21 protein-coding genes are annotated in these 23,199 nt (G+C 44.8%); 7 read left to right on the forward strand and 14 right to left on the reverse strand.

What is annotated here, in order from left to right; genetic code table 11:
* Positions 1-240: 240 nt before the first annotated feature.
* From NAF19_RS18800 to NAF19_RS18820, 5 genes are all read right to left on the reverse strand, one after another.
* Positions 241-936 (reverse strand): hypothetical protein, encoded by a 696-nt coding sequence (locus tag NAF19_RS18800; protein ID WP_252791873.1) that lies wholly within the window; start codon positions 934-936, stop codon positions 241-243.
* Positions 937-1,020: 84 nt separating this feature from the next.
* Positions 1,021-3,837 (reverse strand): carbamoyl-phosphate synthase large subunit, encoded by a 2,817-nt coding sequence (gene carB, locus NAF19_RS18805; RefSeq protein ID WP_252791874.1) that lies wholly within the window; start codon positions 3,835-3,837, stop codon positions 1,021-1,023.
* Positions 3,838-4,461: 624 nt separating this feature from the next.
* Complete coding sequence (locus NAF19_RS18810; RefSeq protein ID WP_252791875.1) at positions 4,462-4,878, reverse strand: DUF695 domain-containing protein; 417 nt, start codon at positions 4,876-4,878, stop codon at positions 4,462-4,464.
* Between the two features lie 501 nt (positions 4,879-5,379).
* Positions 5,380-5,820 carry a GNAT family N-acetyltransferase gene (locus NAF19_RS18815; RefSeq protein WP_252791876.1) on the reverse strand — a complete coding sequence of 147 codons (441 nt, stop codon included), beginning with the start codon at positions 5,818-5,820 and terminating at the stop codon, positions 5,380-5,382.
* A gap of 209 nt (positions 5,821-6,029) precedes the next feature.
* Positions 6,030-8,489: a PIG-L family deacetylase gene (locus NAF19_RS18820; RefSeq protein WP_252791877.1), complete on the reverse strand. Its 2,460-nt coding sequence runs from the start codon at positions 8,487-8,489 to the stop codon at positions 6,030-6,032.
* A gap of 386 nt (positions 8,490-8,875) precedes the next feature.
* Between NAF19_RS18820 and NAF19_RS18825 the strand changes: the two genes are divergently transcribed.
* Positions 8,876-9,901: a GntR family transcriptional regulator gene (locus tag NAF19_RS18825; RefSeq protein ID WP_252791878.1), complete on the forward strand. Its 1,026-nt coding sequence runs from the start codon at positions 8,876-8,878 to the stop codon at positions 9,899-9,901.
* 22 nt (positions 9,902-9,923) lie between these two features.
* Here the strand turns inward: NAF19_RS18825 and NAF19_RS18830 are convergent, their stop codons facing one another.
* The 3 genes from NAF19_RS18830 to NAF19_RS18840 form a co-directional block, all read right to left on the reverse strand.
* Entirely contained in the window at positions 9,924-10,538 is a 615-nt protein-coding gene (locus NAF19_RS18830) for a hypothetical protein (protein WP_252791879.1), read from the reverse strand.
* Positions 10,538-10,717, reverse strand: coding sequence for a hypothetical protein (locus NAF19_RS18835; protein WP_252791880.1), 180 nt, complete (start codon positions 10,715-10,717; stop codon positions 10,538-10,540). Before NAF19_RS18835 ends, NAF19_RS18830 begins: the two co-directional genes overlap by 1 nt.
* Before the next feature lie 92 nt (positions 10,718-10,809).
* Positions 10,810-11,952: an NAD(P)/FAD-dependent oxidoreductase gene (locus tag NAF19_RS18840; protein WP_252791881.1), complete on the reverse strand. Its 1,143-nt coding sequence runs from the start codon at positions 11,950-11,952 to the stop codon at positions 10,810-10,812.
* Positions 11,953-12,071: 119 nt separating this feature from the next.
* Between NAF19_RS18840 and NAF19_RS18845 the strand changes: the two genes are divergently transcribed.
* From NAF19_RS18845 to NAF19_RS18855, 3 genes are all read left to right on the forward strand, one after another.
* Entirely contained in the window at positions 12,072-12,791 is a 720-nt protein-coding gene (locus NAF19_RS18845) for a zinc metallopeptidase (protein ID WP_252791882.1), read from the forward strand.
* Positions 12,792-12,912: 121 nt separating this feature from the next.
* The gene (locus tag NAF19_RS18850; protein ID WP_252791883.1) at positions 12,913-13,203 is read left to right on the forward strand and encodes a hypothetical protein; all 291 of its coding nucleotides are present in this window, start codon (positions 12,913-12,915) and stop codon (positions 13,201-13,203) included.
* A 93-nt stretch (positions 13,204-13,296) separates the two neighbouring features.
* A complete protein-coding gene (locus NAF19_RS18855) occupies positions 13,297-14,460 on the forward strand; it encodes a hypothetical protein (RefSeq protein WP_252791884.1) in 1,164 nt (387 codons plus the stop codon).
* Between the two features lie 112 nt (positions 14,461-14,572).
* Here NAF19_RS18855 and apaG read toward each other — a convergent pair whose 3' ends face one another.
* From apaG to NAF19_RS18880, 5 genes are all read right to left on the reverse strand, one after another.
* On the reverse strand, positions 14,573-14,959 hold the full coding sequence (gene apaG, locus NAF19_RS18860; RefSeq protein WP_252791885.1) for a Co2+/Mg2+ efflux facilitator ApaG/CorD: 387 nt from the start codon (positions 14,957-14,959) through the stop codon (positions 14,573-14,575).
* 123 nt (positions 14,960-15,082) lie between these two features.
* Positions 15,083-16,837 carry a protein-disulfide reductase DsbD family protein gene (locus NAF19_RS18865; protein WP_252791886.1) on the reverse strand — a complete coding sequence of 585 codons (1,755 nt, stop codon included), beginning with the start codon at positions 16,835-16,837 and terminating at the stop codon, positions 15,083-15,085.
* An 11-nt stretch (positions 16,838-16,848) separates the two neighbouring features.
* Positions 16,849-17,301, reverse strand: a complete 453-nt coding sequence (locus tag NAF19_RS18870) for a protein-disulfide reductase DsbD domain-containing protein (RefSeq protein WP_252791887.1) — start codon at positions 17,299-17,301, stop codon at positions 16,849-16,851.
* A gap of 8 nt (positions 17,302-17,309) precedes the next feature.
* Positions 17,310-17,762 (reverse strand): protein-disulfide reductase DsbD N-terminal domain-containing protein, encoded by a 453-nt coding sequence (locus NAF19_RS18875; RefSeq protein WP_252791888.1) that lies wholly within the window; start codon positions 17,760-17,762, stop codon positions 17,310-17,312.
* 108 nt (positions 17,763-17,870) lie between these two features.
* Entirely contained in the window at positions 17,871-18,641 is a 771-nt protein-coding gene (locus tag NAF19_RS18880; protein ID WP_252791889.1) for a biotin--[acetyl-CoA-carboxylase] ligase, read from the reverse strand.
* Between the two features lie 47 nt (positions 18,642-18,688).
* Between NAF19_RS18880 and rsfS the strand changes: the two genes are divergently transcribed.
* The 3 genes from rsfS (at position 18,689) to NAF19_RS18895 (ending at position 22,016) form a co-directional block, all read left to right on the forward strand.
* Positions 18,689-19,063 carry a ribosome silencing factor gene (gene rsfS / locus NAF19_RS18885; RefSeq protein ID WP_252791890.1) on the forward strand — a complete coding sequence of 125 codons (375 nt, stop codon included), beginning with the start codon at positions 18,689-18,691 and terminating at the stop codon, positions 19,061-19,063.
* A gap of 174 nt (positions 19,064-19,237) precedes the next feature.
* A complete protein-coding gene (gene ftsH / locus NAF19_RS18890; RefSeq protein ID WP_252791891.1) occupies positions 19,238-21,262 on the forward strand; it encodes an ATP-dependent zinc metalloprotease FtsH in 2,025 nt (674 codons plus the stop codon).
* 115 nt (positions 21,263-21,377) lie between these two features.
* Positions 21,378-22,016: a LutC/YkgG family protein gene (locus tag NAF19_RS18895; RefSeq protein ID WP_252791892.1), complete on the forward strand. Its 639-nt coding sequence runs from the start codon at positions 21,378-21,380 to the stop codon at positions 22,014-22,016.
* A 148-nt stretch (positions 22,017-22,164) separates the two neighbouring features.
* On the opposite strand, the gene NAF19_RS18900 is transcribed toward NAF19_RS18895, so the two are convergent.
* Positions 22,165-23,076 (reverse strand): metallophosphoesterase, encoded by a 912-nt coding sequence (locus tag NAF19_RS18900; protein ID WP_370362894.1) that lies wholly within the window; start codon positions 23,074-23,076, stop codon positions 22,165-22,167.
* Between the last annotated feature and the right edge of the window lie 123 nt (positions 23,077-23,199).

Genomic DNA, 23,199 nt, shown 5'->3' on the forward strand with positions numbered 1-23,199 from the left:
AATATTAACAAGGGGGAGGGGAAAGGAAATGCGGAATGGCGTTGTCACACAGGCCTGTGACTGGTGCCGGTGAATTGCGGACGTTCGGGCTTTTAGATTTTTCTTTTATTAAGATTCCGGAAAGAATACTTACCTATCAGGGAGAGCAGCTATATAATTAGTTTCAAACACTCAGCTCCAACGGGGCGGCAATCCTTCAGCACAGACCTATGCCAGACGCGGCTCTAAATTCTGTCTCCCTTAAAACTTCGCTTCTCTTCTCACCACCTGCGGCTCCAAATAGAGTTCGTGTGTAAAAAGTTGCTTTACCTTTTCGGCAACCTCATTGCGGTTAACGGTTTGGGCGTTGCGGCGGCAGTTGCGGTAGTGCTCGCGCGAAATTTTTTCGGCAAGCTCACCCAGGGTTTTTACCTGCATTTCTTTGCCGAATTTATTTGCCAATGTCAAGCCTGTTATTGCCAGCAGCGCACCTATGGCGCCAATCACCAACGAAAAATACAAGCCAACCAGCGATGCGCCCAGTATCAGCGAAAGTGTAAAAACAATAGTGGGCTTTGGGGCCAGAAGCTTCATTTTAAAGCCTAGCTCATTTTCAATTTCGGCAATTACCTGTAGGCGGGTATCACGGGGGAAAATGTCACAAAGTTTGGTTTGTGGCTTAATAAACTCTTTGTTCACATCAACAGATACGTTGATGGCGTTGCGCAGCATGTAAAATGCGTGCTGGGTGGTACAGTAATTATCAGATTGCCTGTCCTTAAGCTTTTTAACCACGGAATCGCACAGGTTGCCGAAGGTTTTAACATGGTCCAGGTCTGCCTGTTCAAACCTGATATCGAACGAACGTTGGATCTTCAACAGCACATCATCAATATCCGCAGGGTCAACATTATGTAAATTGATGACCTGGTTGTCGTTTTTAAAGTTAATTTTCAAAACAAATTCACTAAGTGAAACCATAGCTTACCGGAACCTGTTTTGGCGCCGGTAAACTTTAATCCTGATAGCTAAAATAAGCTGCTACCTGCTTAAGTACATTGATTTTTCTTTATACAGGGACCTGAAATACGGGTCCTGCAAGTTTGGTATAAAACGGATAGCCTCGCCGGTCGATTTCATTTCGGGGCCAAGCTCCTTATTTACTTCCGGGAATTTATCGAAGCTGAACACGGGCTCTTTTATTGCATAGCCCCATAGCTTCCGCTCAATAGTAAAGTCTTTTAATTTAGCCACGCCCAGCATTACCTTGGCGGCAATGTTGATGTAAGGCACGTCGTATGCCTTAGCGATAAACGGCACTGTACGCGATGCACGCGGGTTAGCCTCAATCACATACACCATGTCGTTTTTAACAGCAAACTGTATATTCAGTAAACCGATTACGTTTAGTGCTTTTGCAATTTTAACGGTATATTCTTCTATCTGGCTGATCACATTGTCCGACAAATCAAACGGTGGTAATACAGCAAACGAGTCGCCGCTATGGATACCTGCAGGTTCGATGTGTTCCATGATACCTACAATATGCACGTCCTCGCCGTCGCTAATCGAGTCAGACTCTGCTTCGGCGGCGCGGTCAAGGAAGTGGTCAATCAGCACGCGGTTGCCGGGGAGATTTTTCAGGAGGCCAACAACTGCCTTTTCCAAATCCTCATCGTTAATCACAATGCTCATGCCCTGGCCGCCTAACACGTAGCTTGGGCGAACAAGCACCGGGTAACCCACATGGTGCGCAACTTCAATTGCCTCTTCAGCGCTTTCGGCAACACCATATTTAGGGTAAGGGATATCCAGCTCTTTCAGCAAATCGCTAAAGCGGCCGCGATCTTCCGCAATATCCATGTCGTTAAACGATGTACCTATGATTTTGATGCCGTGCTCGTGCATTTTCTCGGCCATTTTTAAAGCCGTTTGCCCGCCAAGCTGAACAATTACACCATCAGGTTTTTCAAGTTCTATGATCTCGCGTACATGCTCCCAGTAAACCGGCTCAAAGTAAAGCTTATCGGCCATGTTAAAGTCGGTCGATACGGTTTCAGGGTTACAGTTAACCATGATGGCTTCAAAGCCCGATTCTTTTGCGGCCAGCAAGCCGTGCACGCAGCTGTAATCGAACTCAATACCCTGGCCAATACGGTTCGGTCCTGAGCCCAGTACAATTATCTTTTTCTTGTCAGATACGATGGATTCGTTTTCGCCCTCGTAGGTTGAGTAGTAGTAAGGTGTTTTCGCGGGGAACTCAGCGGCGCAGGTATCCACCATTTTGTACACGCGGTGCATGCCCAACGCTTTGCGGCGCTGGTAAACGTCCTCTTCGGTTACGTTGCCAAGTATGTAAGCAATCTGCGTATCCGAAAACCCTTTTTGTTTCAGCGTGAACAGGAACTCTTCAGGAATATTATTTAAAGAGTAGCGGCGCAGCTCGTTTTCCATGTTTACCACATCGGCAATCTGGTTTAAAAACCAGCGGTCTATTTTGGTAACCTTACGTACCGATTCGATAGGCACACCTAAGCTCAACGCGTCATAAATATGGAACAACCTGTCCCAGCTCGGGAACTCAAGGCTGTGCATTATCTCTTCAAGGTTACGGCTTTGGCGGCCGTCGGCACCAAGACCGGCGCGGCCGATTTCCAAACTCTGGCAGGCTTTCTGCAAGGCTTCGATAAAGCTGCGGCCAATGCCCATAACTTCACCTACCGATTTCATCTGCAGGCCAAGCTGGCGGTTGGCGCCTTTAAACTTGTCAAAGTTCCAGCGCGGTATTTTTACAATCACATAATCCAAAGTCGGCTCAAAATAGGCCGAAGTTGTTTTGGTGATCTGATTTTCTATTTCATCAAGGTTATAACCTATGGCCAGCTTTGCAGCAATTTTGGCGATAGGGTAACCGGTTGCTTTTGATGCCAGCGCAGATGACCGCGAAACCCGTGGGTTAATCTCGATAGCGATGATGGCCTCATCAGCCGGGTTTACCGAAAACTGCACGTTACAGCCGCCTGCAAAGTTACCGATGGCGCGCATCATTTTGATAGCCTGGTTACGCATCGACTGGTAGCAGCGGTCGCTCAATGTCATGGCCGGGGCCACGGTGATCGAGTCGCCGGTATGGATGCCCATCGGGTCGAAGTTTTCAATCGAGCAAATGATGATTACGTTATCGTTGTTATCGCGCAGCAACTCCAGCTCATATTCTTTCCAGCCTATTACAGCCTGTTCCACCAACACTTCGTGGGTGGGCGATGCCTGAAGGCCTTTGCTTAGCGCGGCATCAAAATCTTCTTTTTTATGTACGAAGCCGGCGCCTTTACCACCCAGCGTGTAGCTTGGGCGTATCACCAGCGGGAAACCAATTTCCTGCGCAGCTTCTTTACCTTCTAAAAACGAGTTGGCTATTTTTGAGGTAGCCACCCCAACGCCAATGTCAACCATCAGCTGGCGGAAGGCTTCACGGTTTTCGGTTTTCTCGATTGCAGCTAAATCAACCCCGATAATTTTAACCCCGTATTTTTCCCAGATACCGCGTTCGGCAACTTCAATACAAAGGTTCAGCGCCGTTTGGCCGCCCATGGTAGGCAGCACCGCGTCAATTTGTTGTTCCTTTAGTATTTTCTCGATGCTATCGCTGGTTAAGGGTAGCAGGTACACGTGGTCGGCAATAACCTTATCCGTCATGATAGTAGCAGGGTTGCTGTTAATGATGGAAACGGAGATACCTTCGTCCTTAAGGGAAAGGGCCGCTTGTGAACCGGCATAGTCAAACTCGCAGGCCTGGCCTATAATAATAGGTCCGGAGCCAATAATCAGTACGGATTTTATGGAGGTGTCTTTGGGCATGTTCTTTTTTTATTCAAGAAAGCCGTTGCGAAATGCCAACTTAAAACATCCGGGATTGGTGGCACACATTTCGCAATGTCGGAATCTTCTTGTCGGGGTGCAAAGATACAGTTTGTAAGGGATTTACTAATAATTTTTTTGAATTAGTGTTGAGGGGTTGATTCGGTTGATTAAGAGAGGGGTTGATTGGGTTATTTGGGCTGTTAAAATCGGCTGAAAGGCCGTTGTTTTTTAGGCCGTTGGTGGGGATATGATTTTTTTTGGCAATAGTTTCGCCGTGCATTAACTGCCCACTCTGGCTGTAAAATTTGTGGTCCTGGTGGCTATCGGGATAAATAAAATGGCCTGCTTTACACGCCCAGGCGTTCCATTTTTTCACGCGGAACACCCGGAACGCTGTGAAACATGTTCATTATAAGGTATTTGCTTTTTTAGCAAATCCAAAAGGCGTTCCGTTTTTACATCAAATTGTGTATTTAATTGCTTTTTCTCCATTGTACACATAATATTGATACCGTCTTCCGTATTTGCTGTCAAAACTATTGGTTTCAAAGACAGCCGTGGAGTCGTTCTCCAGTATCTTAAACCTAGGTAATGATATGTGAGTTGGGACAAATGTTATTTTCAATCGTATAATTTAACCGCATAGGTTTTTAAAAAATCCCAATCCGAGTCTTTTTTAGACCAAATTTCAATTGAATTCTGCGGATATTTACTTTCAATCAAGTAAACGTATATTTTATAGTCAGTATCTGGTTTGATGTAATACCAGTAATTTCTTTCACCACCGAATGTTTCAATCAAAACGATTATACCTTGTTTATTTTTATCAAATAATTCACATAAATAATGATCAAAATCACTTAATGACTTGTTATAATCCGGTTCTGGCAATCCATTTTGCTTTACTTTTTCAAGTTTATGGGTGATGCAAAAAACGTTCGTAAAAATATTCTGATAAGTCCAAACGTTTTTATAGTCTGGTTTTCTTAAATACAGCGGGAAATCATCATAAATCGTATCCAAAGAATTCCATTTCATATTTCTACCAACAGTTATAATTTATCTTTCGGTTTTTTATCCTTTGAAAAGAACACGCTCATAGCTTCATCAAAAGTCCCTTTTATATGCAGGTTGCTTTTTTCGTATTTCTCCGGGCGTGGTTCCCTAAAAAAAATTTTGTGTGAGTTTTTATCTATCGAATTACAGGAAAGTATTAAAATGAAAATTAGAAAAAGATAATGCCTTTTAATTGCTGGGTGCGTGCGTTTTATTTTTATTTCCATTATCCGATGTTGGCCACGGGTTTCAAACAGTATTATCGAAAGACACGCACAAACAGCCGCCTGTTGGGTATTTAACGGGAGCCAAAATACTATTCACCCGTGCCCGAATGAGTATTTTGTTTAGGTTGTCTATGGTTCTACCGCATTCTAAATCTACGGTATTTATTGCGGCTTAGCAAAAAGAAAGACAAAAGTGGGGAAACGGGTCTCTCGGGAAGAAAAAATATCTAATTAAATGTGCGTAACCATTGCTATACTACACCCACCACCCATAAGCATTATACCCCTCACTCAACCGCATCCCCACTTGTTGGTATAGTTGATTGCCAATCTTATTATCCTTACCAGTTTCGAGCGTAAACCCGCAGGCGCCGGTTTGGCGGCAAAGTTCTTTGGCACGTTCAATAAGTGCTTTGCTGAAACCCTGGCCACGGTATTCTTCGCTGACAAAAAGGTCGTTCAGCAGCCATAGTCTTTTCATCCGGGTTGATGAAAATAAGGGGTATAGCTGCATAAACCCGGCAATAGTGTCACCCTCAACCGCCACGAATATTTCGGATTCGTGGCGGACAAGGCGATCATTTAAAAATTGAGCCGCTGCGCCAATATCGGGCGGCTTGCCATAAAAAACGCGGTACCGGTTAAACAGCAGGGCCAGGTATGGCACATCGTCAGGGGTGGCTTGTCTTATCTCCATTATTTTACGCGGTGTTTGTCCATACTAACATGAGTTCTGTATAAGAATTAACAAATGTCTGCTTCACCTCACCTAAAATCCTCTCCAACGACGAGGACTTTAACTTCAACTCCCGACCCCAAACTGCCTTTTTTAGGCCCCTCTTGTTTGGAGCGGGATTGGGTGACGCGACCGATGCGCAATGGCCGGGTGCACCGGCGATTTCTTATCTACGGTATAACTGTATTTTTCGGCTTGCTTAGTAAATTAATAAAAAGCTTATAGGCGCCCGGCACACCTGCGGGTAGCTGCCTGAAAAACGCCAGCGAGGTGTATATAAACCTGCCCTCGCCATAGTTTCCGGTTATAACGGCGCCTTTGTTCGGTGCTTCGCCGGGGTCGTTCATTTCCATTACTGCTTTGTATTGCGGGTCAATATCACCTACAAAATAAAGGCCGCGCTCCTGTACCCAGCCGTTAAAGTCTTCGTCGGTTACTTTGTTGGGGTAATTGAGAATGGGGTTTTGTTTATCGAGTATGGTGATCTTTGCATTTTCATCCGTAACCCGTTGGTTTACCGGCTTAAAGGGGTAAGGGCCAATCTGTTTGGTTACCAGGCCGTTGTTGTTATTGTATTGCACCACCAGGTTGCCGCCATTTTTAACGTATTCCAGCAGCTTGGGTTGCTCAACGGCGAGGCGGTCGTTAACATTATAGGCACGGACGCCGGTAACAATGGCGTCGTAGCCGGATAGGTCGCCGTTCATAACTTCTTTCTCGGTAAGTGGGTGCACATCGTATCCTACCTGGCGAAGTGCTTCGGGCACCAAATCGCCTGCACCCTCAATGTAGCCAATTTTTTTACCGGCAATTTTCAGGTCGATATTTATTAACCTGGTCTGCGCCGGCGGGAACAGTGTGATGTTCGGGATATGGTCATACTTAATGTGCTGCACACCCATAGCCGGGCTGCCGTTTACCAACACTTCCAGCATAGTGTTTTTCGACTGCCGGTCGGTTGGGGTTACTGTGAAAGCGACGGTCCATTCTTCGCCTTTATTTTTATCAGTAAAAGTGTATTTATCAGGGCTTACCTGCCAGCCCGGTATGGGTTTTACGCTGACGTAGCCGCTGCTTTTGGTGTAGGCCTTTAATTTTACCTGGATAGACTGCGGGCTGCTGCTGTTAAAGATATAATCCTGGCTGGCAACATTGGTAGTTACTTGCGGCGCAATTTCAATAGGCTGGTAAATTTCGCCGTTAACCGGGCTAACGTATTTATAATACAGGCGGCGTTCAAAATGGATCGGCTTACCCTCAATTATAAATTCAAAATTAACGGTGGGCAAATCCGGGTTTTCGGGATTGCCTACATATAACTGCCCGGGGATATTATATGCACCAATACTATGCGGTGTTTCGAGCCAAAATGGTTGGGTAATTTTATCTGCGGAGGCTTTGCTGTCGAAAGTTTGTAACTGGTTTGCCGGTATAACCTGGCTGTTGTAGCTTTTTTCTGTTTGATTTATACTGATGGTATTTAGCTTAACGTTATTGTTATACCTGTCGAGCACTTGCGAATGGATAAGGATGCTATCGTGCAATCCATATGACGGCTCAGCAACATAACTCTCAAACCACAAACCGGCACAGGCTGCTATCAAATTATTAAGTTCTTTGGTTTTTTGCGTGCGCCAGTAAACGTCAGATACTTTTTCAACTTTAGCCAAAAGCTTTACCAATGCGGGCACACTCTCCTCTGGTTTGTCGGCGTCAAAACTCTTGCGAATGATAGCTATTCCTGCATCGATGTTTTCGCCATCCTTAACGCGTTTCCAGGTGGTGTTTACGCCGTCCATCAATTCGTTTTGCGGGGCGTCGCCCAAAATAGTTTTAAAATATTCAAACGATTCGCCGCGCTGCCTTGCTGAGCCAAAGCCCTGTGTTTTATGGTTCGAGCGGCTTTCGGCAGCCAGTTCGCCATAGCCTTTGCCAAGGGTTGGGTTGTATACGCCTACGTCAATTTTAAACTGATCGGGAGCGGTAGTGTTAACCGTGCCGAAGCTAAAAGTATTCCACAATAAACGTTTGGCTTGCCACGGTTGCACGTATTGTAATTGCTCAGGGAAACGTTTCGGGTCGGCAGCAGCGGCAAAGGCCTCCTGCGCCAGTATGGCCGAGGAAGTATGGTGCCCGTGACCCCCTTCGCCGGTGGTAGGGAACCTGCATATAATTACATCGGGCCTGAACTTGCGTATCACCCAAACCACATCGCTTAAAACTTTTTCCTTGTCCCAAATCTTCAGTGTTTCATCGGGCCCCTTCGAAAAACCGAAATCGTTGGCGCGGGTAAAAAACTGCTCGGCACCGTCAACGCGACGGGCTGCCAATAGTTCCTGCGTGCGTATTAAACCTAACAGTTCACTTTGTTCGTTACCCAAAAGGTTTTGTCCGCCATCGCCGCGCGTCATTGATAAATAGCCGGTGCGATAATGTTTTTCCTGCGCCAGGTAGGCCAGCAGGCGGGTGTTTTCATCATCGGGGTGAGCGGCGACGTACAGCACACTGCCCAGCACATCCAGCTTTTTAAAGTTTTGCTGTATGGTGGCAATATCCGTTGGCGGGTTAGTTTGGGCAAAGGTAATGTGCGCTGTAAATAACAGTGCAGCAATAAGTTTGATGCGGTTCATGCAAACAAATATATTAAAATGTGCGGATGTGCGGATTTTGGATGTGCGAATGAGAAAAAGATGATTTTTGTATGGCGTTTGCTGAGGCTTTTGCATAGCAATATCTTTTAAATTCCATTACGCCTTTTCCACGCAGGCCTGCGACCTGCGCCGGTAAGTCGCGCCCCTTTGGGGCTTCTGTGACTATTCTTCAATTTAAACACCAGGTCTTTATAAGTAATTGTTTCATTGTTTAGAATTACCCGGCCCCAAAGGGGCGGCATTCGTGAGCACAGGTCGCAGGCCCTGCGCGAAACGCGATTTCCCTGACGGAGTTCTGGCAACCGATTTTAATCCATTATTATTTTTTAGTTTTACCGTTCAGTTATAGCCCGGGTTAACCAGCAATGAAAAACTATTTAAAAATTATAAATATTGATGAGTACTCCATTACGCCAAAGTACCTGCAGCTAAGCAACTCGATTTTGCGGGGGATTGAGGAGGGGAAAATTGAGCGTGATGATATTTTACCATCTATTAATGATTTGAGTATTGCGCTGGAGGTATCGCGCGCCACCATTGAGCGGGCATACAAGGAACTGCGGAAATATGACGTTATAAAATCGGTTGCAGGCAAGGGGTATTTTATCAGCAATACGGCTTTTAACCAGCCGGTTAAAGTGTTGCTGCTGTTCAACAAGCTAAGCAGCCACAAAAAGATCATATACGATGCCTTTGCTGAGACATTGGGCAGCAACGCCGCTATCGATTTTTATATTTACAATAACGATTTTAACGTTTTTAAAAAGGTTTTGCCGGCCAATATCGACCACTATTCAAAACTGGTCATTATTCCCCATTTTATAGAGAACGAGGAAAATGCGTTTGCCATAATTAATAGCCTGCCAAAGGAAAAGCTGGTGCTGATGGACAAACTGCCGGAAAGCATAACCGGGACCTTCTCTGCTGTTTTTGAAAAATTTGAGCAGGATATTTACTTTGCGCTGGAGCAGCTTTTGGAAAAGCTGAGTAAATACAGTACGCTGAAAATTATTTTCCCCGGCAACAGTTATTATCCACAGGAAATACTTACCGGCTTTTTGAAGTTTTGCGGGCAGTATGCTTTTGAGTATGATATTATCCATCACCTGAAAAATGAAACCCTGCAACCCGGTACAGTTTACATTAATTTAATGGAGGATGATTTGGTAGAGGTGGTTGAAAAAATAGTGAGTGATAACTTAAAAATCGGCGAAGACATTGGCGTAATCAGTTATAACGAGACGCCGTTGAAAAAAATAATAGTAAACGGCATTACTACCATATCAACCGATTTCAAGCTGATGGGCCAAAATGCCGCCGAATTGGTGCTGAATAACAGCAAAGAGCATGTGGCAATACCATTTAGGGTTACGGTGAGGAATTCGTTATAACTTCCATGCGCGTTCGGTAATATTACCGCATATCGAAAACCGGAAGGTGCGGATTAAACTTCTTAATTGGGCGCGGTAAAAAATAGCCTTTAATACAATAGGGATTGCAAACACATACCTGGATATGCAGTCGTGAGGTAATCATTGCACCTGGGTACGCTTCTTCTCCTTCAGGGAACGCGCAGCGGATGGAATCGTAGAGTGGTTTGCCTTGTGCCTTCCTTATTTCGTGAATGTATTTAATCACGGCACAATCGAGGGCTCTGTTACTGCCCTTGTTAACCGGCAGCAATTCTCCATATTTATTGGTTACACTCTTTAACCCCTCATAAGCCTCGCTTAACGTTTCCAGAGATGTTGAGTCAACTAAATTGAGGCAATTGCTTAATTCTATAATAGCGCCAATTACAAAAGGAATTTTAGCAGGCTTGCGGTTTTTTTGCTTGCCTGTAGCATTTTCAGTAGCGTAAACCAGGGAGCGCGATGGGTCTTGCTCCCAAAAATAACTGCCTGGACCCAGCCAGTCCCAGTCATTTTTACTTGGTAAAATATCAGCGACCCCATTTAAAAGTTGTAAGCCCACTTCCATATCGCAACTATGGAAGCCGATTATATCAGGGGATTGATATTGCGGCATTATTCAGCCTTTTTTTTGGTATTAAGATTTTTATTATTGTTGGCTGTTGACTTAACACTGTCTTTTCCAAAAATACCTGCGTTTCGTAAAAATTCACCGGCCGATTCGCGGGAAACGCAAATACGTTCGGTTACCTCACGGATATCGGCTATTAGTTCTGCAGTTTGCTTGTCGGTCATTCTTATCAATTTTAATAATAACAAAGATACAAATTGCGGATAAAATAAATAGCAACAGGATTGTGAAGTTTTAAATACGCCTGCTAATTTTCTTAACTTTTCAGCACCAAATCCGCCACTTCCTCGCCTACGAGACTGCCCATGGCCACGCCCATGCCGTTGCAACGTACTGCACAAAAAACATTGGGTTCTACCTGTTTTACAATTGGGCTGATGTCGTCGCCAAAGCCCATGATGCCGCTCCACCAGTAATCAACCTCAAATGGCTGGCCGGGAAGTATAATTTCTTTCAGATAGGTAATCAACTGGTCTTTCACTTTATCGGTATGGCCAAATTCCCAGGTTTCTTCGGCAGCATAGTCGAGGTTGCGGCCGCCGCCAAATAAAACGCGGTTATCAATGTTCCTGAAATAGTAATAGCCCTCATTAAAATGATAGGTGCCCTTTAGTTTTAGTCCGTCGATTGGTTTGGTCACCAGTACCTGCCCGCGGCCAGGGATGACTTTCAGCTCTGGAAACAGCTGGTTGGCGAAGGCGTTGGTGGCCAGTATTACATTACCGGTTTTAAAATTGCCCTGCGATGTGGTGAGTGTTACTTGCCCGCCCTCGTGCTCTACCTTGTGTATTTCACAGTCGTTTAAAACCATGACACCAAGGCTGTATACCTTATTTAACAGGGTGCGCATCATTTTACCTGTGTGCAGCTGGCCCTCAAATGGCGTGTATATTATTTGACGGATACCGTTAAACCCAAAATCTGCTATTTTAGCATTGTCTACTGAATAAATGTCAGGTTTGCCTATTACTTGCTGCAATAAAGTGTTAAAATACGTTAATTGATCTAAAGCTTCGGTAGCCGCCGGCAGTTCGTTATCCATAAACAATTCATGCCCGCCGTTTTGCTGGAAATCTATATTGTCATCACCGAGGTTTTGCCTGAGCCGTTGCAATCCCCGCCATTTGTAGTCAACCATGCGCAGCACTTCGGCTTCTGATGACTTTTTCAAGTAGGATATTTGCTCAGAAATGGTGCCGAAACAGGCAAATCCTGCGTTTTTTGTACTGGCGCCGGTTGGTAAAAAGCCACGCTCCAAAACCAGCACATTTAATGCCGGCGCCTGCTTTTTTAAATGCAGCGCGGCGCTAAGGCCCACCAGCCCGCTGCCTATGATAATTATGTCGGCATTATCAATAAACGCGGTGCGTTCCCAGTACGAAAATGTGTTCCCTTTCAATTTATGGTGTTTTTTACGGAATGCTTTTTGATTAATTGATTATTAGTCACTGGTCATTAGTCATTGGTGTTTATAGCGGTTGACCCAGGGCCGGTGAATTACCTAACAAAATTAAAAATATGAATCACATAGCAATGTATATAGGCTACAATTCAGCCTGGTTTTTAATGATAGTTATAGCAATAGTAAGCTTTATTGTTCAATGGCGCTTTAAAAGTAAGTTTAACCAATATGCCGAGATGCCTTTACTGTCGGGCCTTTCGGGGCAGGAAGTTGCAGAGCGAATGCTGCGCGATAACGGTATCTACGATGTGGAGGTAATTTCTGTTGAGGGCGAACTTACCGACCACTATAATCCCGAAAACAAAACCGTTAACCTTAGCCCCGATGTTTATAACAGCCGGAGCGTGGCATCGGCAGCTGTGGCAGCACACGAATGCGGGCACGCGGTACAACATGCAAAAGCGTATAGCTGGTTAAGTTTACGTTCGGCCATGGTGCCGGTAATTAATGTGGCATCGACACTAACCCAGTGGACGTTATTTATTGGCGTGCTGCTGCTGTTTTTTATCCATAGCCCATATGTGTTGGCTATGGGTGTCGCCGCGCTGGCACTGGTTACCACGTTCAGCTTTATTACGCTGCCTGTTGAGTTCGACGCAAGTCGCCGTGCGCTTGCCTGGTTAAACAATAATTACACGGTTATGCAAACCCGCGAGGAGCACGAGCAGGCCAAAGATGCACTGTGGTGGGCGGCAATGACCTACGTAGTTGCTGCATTGAGTGCCCTGGCTACTTTGCTGTATTATGCAAGCTTATTGTTTAACAGGAGGGACTAGGGCCCCCCAGCCCCCTGAAGGGGGAGTTCTTGATTAGCGTGGGCGGGGGACGGCCCGCACTTTTTTCATTGTTCAAACATTCTGCTATCTTTATTGTCTACCATTTACCAATTTAACCATAATGAAAAAGGCAATATTTTTATTTGTGCTGGCGGGCATTTTTACGATGTGCTTACCACAAACTGCCGTATCGGCTAATAAATCAAGGTTGCCCGGGGTTATTGTTCAGCAAACCGTGCAAACGCAACACAAGGTTTATAAAAAGCGTCGACGGGTAAGAAGGCATACGGTAACCGGAAAATCTGCCCGGAGGCAGATGCAACTTAGGCAAGGACAAAAACACCAGGCCGAGGAGCAAAAAGTTAAAAAAGCGCAGCAGGAGTTGAAAAAAGACACCACCAAATCAAACTAAAGCAACTGAAACATTATGGGGTTGTATTTGTCGTATACTATGGCCCCCGGCTATTGCAAGGGGTTAAGTAAACAATAAATAATATCTACCCCTATGAAAAAGTTAGTTAAAGTATTTCTAATTGCTTGTGCGGTATGTTTTGCCGCACCTCAGTTATATGCGCAGGTTAGCGTAAGCCTTACCGTGCGCACGGCGCCACCGGCATTACCGGTTTATGAGCAGCCAGAATGCCCCGCCGATGGCTATATATGGCAGCCGGGTTATTGGGCTTATGACGATGATGCCGATGGTTACTACTGGGTACCTGGTGTATGGGTTGCGCCGCCAAACCCCGGCGTGTATTGGACGCCCGCTTATTGGGGCTATACAGGCGGCTTCTACGGATTTCACGTTGGTTATTGGGGCCCCCATGTTGGTTTTTACGGTGGCATTAACTATGGTTACGGCTATGGCGGCTATGGCTACGGCGGTGGCAGGTGGGAAGGTAACCAATTCCGCTACAATACTGCAGTGGTAAACGTAAACCGCACTATAATCCACAATACTTATATCGACCGTACGGTGATAGTTAATAATAATGATCGCCGGAGCTTTAACGGTGGCCGTGGTGGCGTAAATGCCAGGCCAAGGCCACAGGACCGGGTTGCTATGCGGGATCGCCACATACAGCCAACGCCCAGCCAGATTTCACATCAGCAGGCCGCCCGCAGCGACAGGTCATCGTTCGCCAAAGTAAACCATGGAAGACCAGAAGTAGCGGCACTAAGCCGCCCGGGGGCCGACAGAAAAGATGCAAGGCCAGCTGTTGCAAGACCAGCTAACAGCGCACGTGCTGATAAACCAAACGCGGCACGGCCAACGCGTAACCAACGGGCTGAGCCTGCTCAAAGGGCAGCACGCCCCGCAGCAGCAGAACGTGCCAGGCCGCAACAAAAAACTGAACCAAGGCAACGTGCCGTGCAACCGAACCGGGCTGAACAGCCGCGCGTAGCACCAGGGCGCACCGAACAACCACGCGTGCAACCGCAACGGGCGCCACAACAACGTGTAGAGCCGCAACGTGCACCTGCGCAAAGGGCTCCTGTTCAACGGGCAGCACCACCGCAACGTGCGCCGGTACAACGGACAGCGCCACCCCAACGTGCGCCGGTACAACGGGCAGCACCACCCCAACGTGCGCCGGTACAACGGGCAGCGCCTCCACAACGTGCACCTGCGCAACATGCGCCGCAAGCCAGGCCAGAACATCACCGGTAAAAATTTCCCCCTCGTGGGATTTTTTCGGCAGGAACCTGCTCAAAATATAAAAACAAAAACCCCGGCCTGAGAGATGGCCGGGGTTTCTTTTTATCTTATATGCTGAGTGAAATTAATTCATCCTGTAGGGGGCAATCAAATAAAATTCGGGGATTTGTACGTTAAACAATTGGTTATCCATCAGGCGGGCCATGTGGTATTCGCCTTTCATGCTGCCCATATCTGTTTTAAGATTACAGCCGGATACGTATTCGTGTGCCATGCCTGGTTCAATAACCGGCTGCTGGCCAACCACGCCTTCGCCTTCAACTTCGCGCTTGGCGCCGTTCGAATCAAAAATATACCAGTGCCTGCCCAGCAGTCTGACCGCGTAATTGCCCATGTTTTCAATCTTTACCTTGTAGGCAAACATAAAATGGTCATTCGCCGGGTTCGAATACTCGGGTTGGTAGATAGTGTCTACCGATACCTTAACGCCGTCTGTAATAACTGTAACCATGTTAACAAAATCTCCTTCGCTTCAAATATATATTATCCAGTCAAATATCAAGCCATTTTTAAAAAAAAATTGTTAGGGGCGCTTTACCTGAGTGCATTATACGCGAATGCAGCCGGAGAATGCCTACTTTTTATTTTTATACGCTTCTAAACCGCTTTCCAAATATTTTAAATAAAGATCTACATGATATTCAGCCGGGGATGGAGTTATTAATTTTCCGTCTTTATCATTCATTAAGTTACCGTCGCTGTCAAGAATCACATATAACGGCTGCGAATTGGAATTAAACCGCGAGGCTTCCAGGTCACTCCACTTACCACCCAAATTCGTTATTTTTTTGCCGCTGTATTCTGATGTAAATTGCTCTTTGGTCTCTAAGGCTGCTTTGTCATCAACTACAAGCTGAAGCAATATAAAGTCATTCCGCAAATGATTAAACACCTGGGGGTTGGTCCACACATCACTTTCCATTTTACGACAATTAACACAGTTAAAACCGGTAAAATCTATCAATATGGGTTTATGTAACTCTTTCGAGACCTGCAATGCCTGGTCGTAATCAAACCACGCGTCCAGCCCCCGGGTTTTAATACGGTCGTAATTGCCCGCGTATTTTTTAACTTTTATCGATGATTGCTTCGTATCGGCAGTGGCCGCAGTGTTCGCCGGTATTTGCGACAGGTCGAAATCCTGTGTTGCTATTGGGGGTAAAAATGCGCTGATGGATTTTAAGGGAGCACCCCAAAGGCCCGGAATCATATAAATAACAAACGCAAAAACACCAATTGAAATAAACGTGCGCGGTACTGATAAATACGGCAGGTCGCTGTCATGCGAAAATTTAATCTTGCCTATAAGGTAAAGCCCCATCAATAATCCTATCGCTATCCATATTGATAAAAATATCTCGCGGTCGAACCAGTTCCAATGATATGCCAGGTCGACATTTGATAAAAACTTTAATGCGAACGCAAGCTCTAAAAACCCTAAAACTACTTTTACACTATTCAACCACCCACCTGATTTAGGCAGGCTTTTTAAAGCCGATGGAAACAAAGCGAAAATTGTAAACGGCAACGCCAGCGCTAATGAAAAACCGAGCATACCAACCGCCGGCCCTAAACGGTCACCTTTCGAGGCGGCATCAACAAGCAAAGTTCCGATTACCGGCCCTGTACACGAAAATGAAACTACTACTAACGTAGACGCCATAAAGAAAATCCCGGCAAGGCCGCCCTTATCCGAATTTGCATCCAGTTTGTTGGCCAATGAACTGGGTAAAGTAATCTCAAAGGCGCCCAAAAACGAAATGCCGAAAACGACCAACAGTAAAAAGAAAAATATATTAAATATGCCGTTGGTTGCCAGGGCGTTAAGCGCGTCCGAGCCGAAAAGGACCGAAATAAGCATTCCAAGCGAAACATAAATAACTATGATGGACAACCCGTACAGTAACGACTGTAAAACGCCTTTAGCCCTTGAGCCGCTTTTTTTGGTAAAAAAGCTAACCGTTAACGGTAACAAAGGGTAAATACAAGGCAGTAATATAGCGGTAAAGCCGCCCAGCAGACCTTTAATAAAAATCTCCCAAAGTGTTTTAGGTTTTTCGGCTGGGACGGCATTAACAACGGCCTGTTTATTTTTTAAGGCTTTTAAACTATCCGCATTTTTTAATTCAGCCTGTTTCTTTTTAAAAGCCTTTAAACTATCGGCCGCAGTAGGTATATTCGTAAACTGCACATCAGCAGACGATACCGTGTCTGCCTTTTTATTTTGAAATGCTTTTGCAGGATTAGTACCTGTAACTACAAACGCAGCTATGGCGAAAAAAAGAATTAAATACCGTTTTAAAGAGTACTTGTTAACCGTACGGTTCATTGTTATATGTATTAGTTGCTTATGGGTATGTTAAACTCAACTTCTTCGGGTGGGTTGCATTTATGGTCGTTGCAGGCTATGTAGCCAAGCGCGCCTTTAACCGCCGGCGATTTTGCTGTGCCTAACTTTATTTTTTGCTGAAACACAACGGCAGTTTCGAAATAACCTATGTTCATGCTAAAAGCCTGTTCATACCTCTGAAGCGGTTTTGGCTCAACAATTTTACCAACCGGCGTGTAATCTTTCGATTTTGAAAATGTGAACGAGCTTTTGGCAGGCCCACCCTGTTCGGTTTGCGAATAGATGTGCCAGCCTTTTTGTATGGTTGCCTTCAAAAAAATCACAGCGTCTTTATCACCTGTTTTTTTTGAGGCGTACGACCATTTTACCGGGTTGTCTATTTGCGCCCATGCGCTGTAGCCGAATGCCAGCAACACTGCGAACACCAGGAGGAACTTCTTCATCCTTAATTTTATTTGCCTAATGGAATAGTGAAATCGATGTCTTCGGGAGGAAGGCATTTCTGGTCGTTACAGGTCATGTACTCCAGCTGGCCCTTAACAGCTGTGGCATTGGCCGATTTTAGTTTGATTTTTTGCTGAAACACTACCGATTTTTCAAAATAGGTAACGTCCATTTTAAAAGTAGTTTCGTACTTTTTTATCGGGGCGGGCTGTGTGGGTTGGCCAACGGTTACATAATCTTTTGATTTTGTAAAGGTAAACGAGGTTTTTATTGGTCCGCCATCTTTAACGTCGAGGCCATAAATATGCCATTTATCATCAATGGTTGCTTTTATAAATACCACGGCTTCGGTAGCATTGATTTTTTTTGCCGCGTATGACCATTTTACATGCGATTCGATTTGCGCCTTGGCGCCAAAGCTTAAAACAAGGGCAGCTGCTGCCAGCAATATTCTTTTCATTTATTTAGTTTTATCAGTTACTCAAATTTAATTTAACGCTAATGTAGCGCTGATTACTGTTTTCATTATGAAGTTGAATGTGAAGAAATGTTAAATTTACCAACCTGGTTAATTTACAAATTCAATTTCCTTCAGGCTAAACTCCAATTCTTCGTTGTTATTATTTTCAACGACTAATATACCGTTGTCTTTTACACTTTTGATAGTTCCGGCAAACGGCCCGTCTTTTGACTTGTATTCCTTCTGTTCGTTTAACCAGTATAGTCGGGTTAAATAGGTTTCCCTTACAAATAAAACTTTGCCGGCCTTTAAATTCAAATAATAAGCCTCAATATGGCGACAAATGTCGGATAATAAAGTTTTTAAATCATAATCCTGTTGTAAGATTTGCTTTACAGATGTTGCATTTGGCAGGTAATCCGGAAAGGTTTGCTGGTTTATATTAAGGCCTATGCCAACAATGGCGTTTTTTATTTGTCCGCCCTGTATCATATTTTCAATTAGCATGCCGCCTATTTTACGGTTGCCATAGTAAATATCATTGGGCCATTTAATCTTTAAACCGTCGCCAAGCAAAGGATGCAAAGCATCGAAAACGCCTAAACTAACGGCTCTCACAAGGTCGAATTGTTGGGTAACGGGCAAAAACGAAGGTTTTAATAACAGGCTGAAAGTTAAATTTTTACCGGGTTCGGCATGCCATCCGTTCTGCTGCTGGCCCCGGCCAGCTGTTTGGTTCTCTGCCATAATGACTGTTCCCTCAATCACTGGCTTGGAATTTGACGCTAATTGTTTAAGGAAATTGTTTGTTGAGTCAACTTCTTTAATTGTTACAAAATTTTGTCCAACAAATAATCCCGAAAATATGTTATTTTGCAAGGTATAATATTATTAAATACTAAATCGTTCAAAACTAATTCTTTTTGATGGTAAAAAACAAAGCGTTAAATGAATCTGCCTATATTTCAGAATTGGCAATTCATGGGATCCAGGAAAAAAAGGGAAATGATATTATCAGGTTAGACCTCCGTAATATATTCAGTTCGGTGGCAGATTATTTTGTAATATGCCACGCGGATTCGACCACACAGGTTAAAGCTATAGCCAATAGCATTGAGGATGAGATATACAAGGCTACACAACAGGACCCTTACCGAAAAGAAGGGCTTGAATATGGAGAATGGATACTGCTGGATTATATTGACGTAGTTGTGCACGTCTTCAGAACCGATAAGCGCGAGTTTTATGGCATGGAAGACCTTTGGGGCGATGCCGAGATAAAAATGTATAAAAGCGCATAAGCGCACGCAACAATTGTGTTTGCCAGCGCGTCATCATCATACCGTGCGAATTATAAAATAAAGATTGTAAGTTTGAGTTTGTAAATTAAATTAGATAACAAGTTGGAAAATCCAAAACCGATAAGGAAAATACCGAATAAAAAAATTACGCCAAAACCGCCGAAACCCAATATTATGTGGTTTTACGCTATTATAGTTGTAGTGCTGCTGGTTGTTGCCACACTTTTAAATACTACCACAACAAATGCCATAACTTTTCAAAAATTTGCCGAAATGCTCAAAAAGCATGATGTGCAACGAGTTGTAGCGTTCCGCAACGGAGATTTGTTTGTAGCCGAAGTTTATTTGACAAAGGAAGCCCAAAGTAAAGGCGAATATTCCGATGCAAAAAAGGACAACCGTGCGTTCAGTATGAATAATGCTGACGGGCCGCAATACACATTTTCTGACGCTACTTACGAGGGCATAAAGCAATCGATACTTAACGCCGAAAAGGACTTTGGCTATACCGAAGATCAGCGGATTCCGGTTAGTGTTGAGGCCGGGCACGAGAGCCTGCTTTCGAACTGGTTTGTGCAATGCATTATAATGGCAGTGTTACTGGTTGCAGTATGGTTGTTTATTATGCGCCGCATGAGCGGTGGTGCAGGCGGCGGCCCGGGTGGCCAGATTTTTAACATAGGCAAATCAAAAGCTACCCTGTTTGATAAAGAGGCCCAGGTATCGGTTACGTTTAATGACGTTGCCGGTTTGGAAGAAGCCAAGCAGGAAGTAATGGAAATTGTTGATTTCCTTAAAAACCCTAAAAAATACACCAATTTGGGTGGTAAAATACCTAAGGGCGCCTTATTAATAGGTTCGCCGGGTACAGGTAAAACGTTGCTGGCAAAAGCCGTTGCAGGCGAGGCACAGGTGCCTTTCTTCTCACTTTCAGGTTCTGATTTTGTGGAGATGTTTGTAGGGGTGGGCGCATCGCGTGTTCGCGACTTGTTCCGCCAGGCAAAAGACAAAGCACCGTGTATTATATTTATTGACGAGATTGACGCCATTGGCCGCGCCCGTGGTAAAAACAATATTGTTGGCGGTAACGACGAGCGCGAAAATACATTGAACCAGTTGCTGGTTGAAATGGATGGTTTCGGTACCGACTCGGGTATCATTATACTTGCCGCTACCAACCGTCCCGATGTGTTAGACTCTGCTTTATTGCGCCCGGGCCGTTTCGACCGCCAGGTATCAATAGATAAACCGGATTTAATTGGCCGCGAACAGATATTTAAGGTACACTTAAAGCCGGTTAAACTTGCTGAAGGTGTTGATGCCAAAAAATTATCAGCACAAACACCGGGTTTTGCCGGCGCTGAAATTGCCAACGTATGTAACGAGGCTGCACTAATTGCCGCACGTAAAAATAAAGAGGCGGTTGAAATGCAGGATTTCCAGGATGCTATTGACCGTGTGATTGGTGGTTTGGAGAAAAAGAACAAAATCATATCGCCTGAAGAAAAACGCATTGTTGCTTACCACGAAGCCGGGCACGCAATTGCAGGCTGGTTTTTAGAGCATGCTGACCCGTTGGTTAAGGTATCCATTGTTCCGCGTGGTGTTGCTGCGTTAGGTTATGCACAATATCTTCCGAAAGAACAGTTTTTATACACTACCGAACAATTGATTGATGGCATGTGTATGACGTTGGGTGGCCGTGTTGCTGAGGATATTACCTTCGGGAAAATATCAACCGGCGCACAAAACGATTTGGAGCGTATTACGAAACTTGCTTACGCCATGGTTACCATTTATGGTATGAATGCAAAAGTGGGGAACGTATCATTTAATGATACCCAGGGCGAGTACCAGTTTAACAAGCCATATTCTGAAAAAACTTCGGAGCTAATTGACGTAGAAGTGCGTAACCAGATAGCTGAGGTTTACGAAATGACCAAAAAGCTTTTGCTTGATAAACGCGATGGGCTGATAAAACTGGCGGATAAGCTGCTGGAAAAGGAAATTCTTTTCCAATCAGACCTTGAAGAAATATTAGGCAAGCGTCCGTTTGATAACCGTACCACTTATGATGAATTTGTGAACGGCCCGGAAGCCAACCAGGAACCTGCTGCATCGGCACTGGTACCCGAAGGTGTAGCCGACCATTCAGGAACCTTTAACAGGAACCCTGAGGAGAAGGACATAAACGCTTAAGAATAAATTTTAAGTCGGGAGTCTTAAGTCTTGAGTCGAAAGTCAATTTCAGCTTAGGACTTAAGACTTTTTAATTTTGACTCTAGACTTTCGACTGAGGACTCAGGACAAAAAAATGAGAGATATAACAACATCTAAGGAAAAGCTGTTAAAAAAAATCCGTAAGGCGCTTTTGGAGAAAAGGGATAACCCATACCCTAACCTTGAGGACCTACCGCATTACCCGGCGACAGACGAACCTCTTGATGTGTTATTTGCTGAGCAATTTACGGCAATATCGGGCCAGTTTTTATTTTGCGAGGACGAGGTGCAATTTATAGATAACTTATTGCAACTTGCCGAAGAGCGTAAATGGCATAAAATATATTGCTGGGAACCGGCCCTGCAGGAAGTGCTTGCCCGTTACGAATACCCTTATTACGAAACCGATAGAGACTTTGACCAGGCCGACGTTGGCTTTACCCTTTGCGAGGCATTGGTAGCCCGCAATGGCAGTATTTTACTTTCGAACGGCAACATGGCCGGTCGCCGGTTAAGCATCTATCCACCTGTGCATATTGTACTGGCATACACATCGCAAATGGTGCTCGATATAAAAGACGGGTTAAAGCTGCTGAAAGCCAGATACGAAAACAATTTACCATCAATGATAAGCAATGTAACCGGCCCGAGTCGTACTGCGGACATTGAAAAGACGCTGGTACTGGGCGCTCACGGGCCTAAGGAGTTGTTTGTTTTTTTGCTGGAAGGATAAAGTTTAAGCCGATTTGTCATTGCGAGGTACGAAGCAACCGCACGCATGCACAGCCGCCATGTATCGCTGACTACCCGTCAACCTGCTCTGTAAAGTTCGCGGTTGCCGCGCTCGTTCCTCGCTCGCAATGACAATTTTTTTTAGCTTCTCAGTTCAATTTCAATTCCTCCAACCTACATTCTTCCAAAACTAGCCGCTCACTAATTTTACCCGCGCCATATTCCCATTTTATCAGCCTGATACAGCTATCGGCAATTTCGATCCCTGTTATGTCGCCATCATCAAAGCAACAGCAGCCACTGTTAAAATAGGTATCCAAATATCCTTTAAAATCAGGTGGCCGGTTGCTCTTTAAATGCAGGGCGTCAATTTTAGCCTGTAGTGCCGCTTCCTGCTTGGTATCGTTATCATTTTTCGCAATCCCTAATTTCTCGTATAATGCCTCCAACTGGGTTAACGACCTGAATACGGGCTGGTGCGTGTGACCGGTTATCAGTAACAGGTTTTTTCGCTTCGAGCTCCACTCATACATTATTTGGTTATGATCGGTCTTTAACTGGTTGTTATTTGCGGGTGTGTTGGGGTTTATGCGCAGATATGCCTGGAACGGCCCCCATATGTCAGACACAAACCACTTGCTAAACCAATTACCGTCACTTTGCAAATCACCCTGGTGACCGTGGGTCATGTATATCTCCCAAGGGCTGCCATTAACGGTTGTTTTGAGTATAGCGCCTTCATAAATTTTAACTTGCTGATGGTATATGCTTTGCAGGCTAACCGGCGCTAGCGGATCATTTGCCCAATACAGATCGTGGTTGCCAAATATTTTCACGAAGGCATTACGCTCGATGAACTTTTGCTCTGCCTCGAAAGTTGTTTTATTGTGCCGTTTTACGGTAACAAACAGGTTCTCCCATAATTCTTCACTATCGCCCAGGTTAATGTAGCAGAAATTGTTTGTGTGATAATAGTCGAGCGCGGCGAGATAGTTTGGTGCGGCATTTGCAAAAACATCGGCTCCGTCGCGTGCACCTTTGTGCTGATCGGAAAGGATGATAAATTTAGGTAACTATATATCAGTTGGGACAAACAAAAATATGAAAAAAAGTTCTTTGAAGTTCAAAGTGTTTTGCGTAAATTTACTATACAGGACGAGGGGGGCAATGATTATAATAAAGTG

Source organism: Mucilaginibacter flavidus, from assembly GCF_024055575.1.
GTDB classification, from domain to species: domain Bacteria; phylum Bacteroidota; class Bacteroidia; order Sphingobacteriales; family Sphingobacteriaceae; genus Mucilaginibacter; species Mucilaginibacter flavidus.

What these genes read in the sequence shown, in the direction of transcription:
- carB (WP_252791874.1), bottom strand. Translation starts at nt 3,837, where the DNA reads ATGCCCAAAGACACCTCCATAAAATCCGTACTGATTATTGGCTCCGGA.
- NAF19_RS18810 (WP_252791875.1), bottom strand. Translation starts at nt 4,878, where the DNA reads ATGAAATGGAATTCTTTGGATACGATTTATGATGATTTCCCGCTGTAT.
- NAF19_RS18815 (WP_252791876.1), bottom strand. Translation starts at nt 5,820, where the DNA reads ATGGAGATAAGACAAGCCACCCCTGACGATGTGCCATACCTGGCCCTG.
- NAF19_RS18820 (WP_252791877.1), bottom strand. Translation starts at nt 8,489, where the DNA reads ATGAACCGCATCAAACTTATTGCTGCACTGTTATTTACAGCGCACATT.
- NAF19_RS18825 (WP_252791878.1), top strand. Translation starts at nt 8,876, where the DNA reads ATGAAAAACTATTTAAAAATTATAAATATTGATGAGTACTCCATTACG.
- NAF19_RS18830 (WP_252791879.1), bottom strand. Translation starts at nt 10,538, where the DNA reads ATGCCGCAATATCAATCCCCTGATATAATCGGCTTCCATAGTTGCGAT.
- NAF19_RS18835 (WP_252791880.1), bottom strand. Translation starts at nt 10,717, where the DNA reads ATGACCGACAAGCAAACTGCAGAACTAATAGCCGATATCCGTGAGGTA.
- NAF19_RS18845 (WP_252791882.1), top strand. Translation starts at nt 12,072, where the DNA reads ATGAATCACATAGCAATGTATATAGGCTACAATTCAGCCTGGTTTTTA.
- NAF19_RS18850 (WP_252791883.1), top strand. Translation starts at nt 12,913, where the DNA reads ATGAAAAAGGCAATATTTTTATTTGTGCTGGCGGGCATTTTTACGATG.
- NAF19_RS18855 (WP_252791884.1), top strand. Translation starts at nt 13,297, where the DNA reads ATGAAAAAGTTAGTTAAAGTATTTCTAATTGCTTGTGCGGTATGTTTT.
- apaG (WP_252791885.1), bottom strand. Translation starts at nt 14,959, where the DNA reads ATGGTTACAGTTATTACAGACGGCGTTAAGGTATCGGTAGACACTATC.
- NAF19_RS18865 (WP_252791886.1), bottom strand. Translation starts at nt 16,837, where the DNA reads ATGAACCGTACGGTTAACAAGTACTCTTTAAAACGGTATTTAATTCTT.
- NAF19_RS18870 (WP_252791887.1), bottom strand. Translation starts at nt 17,301, where the DNA reads ATGAAGAAGTTCCTCCTGGTGTTCGCAGTGTTGCTGGCATTCGGCTAC.
- NAF19_RS18875 (WP_252791888.1), bottom strand. Translation starts at nt 17,762, where the DNA reads ATGAAAAGAATATTGCTGGCAGCAGCTGCCCTTGTTTTAAGCTTTGGC.
- rsfS (WP_252791890.1), top strand. Translation starts at nt 18,689, where the DNA reads ATGGTAAAAAACAAAGCGTTAAATGAATCTGCCTATATTTCAGAATTG.
- ftsH (WP_252791891.1), top strand. Translation starts at nt 19,238, where the DNA reads ATGTGGTTTTACGCTATTATAGTTGTAGTGCTGCTGGTTGTTGCCACA.
- NAF19_RS18895 (WP_252791892.1), top strand. Translation starts at nt 21,378, where the DNA reads ATGAGAGATATAACAACATCTAAGGAAAAGCTGTTAAAAAAAATCCGT.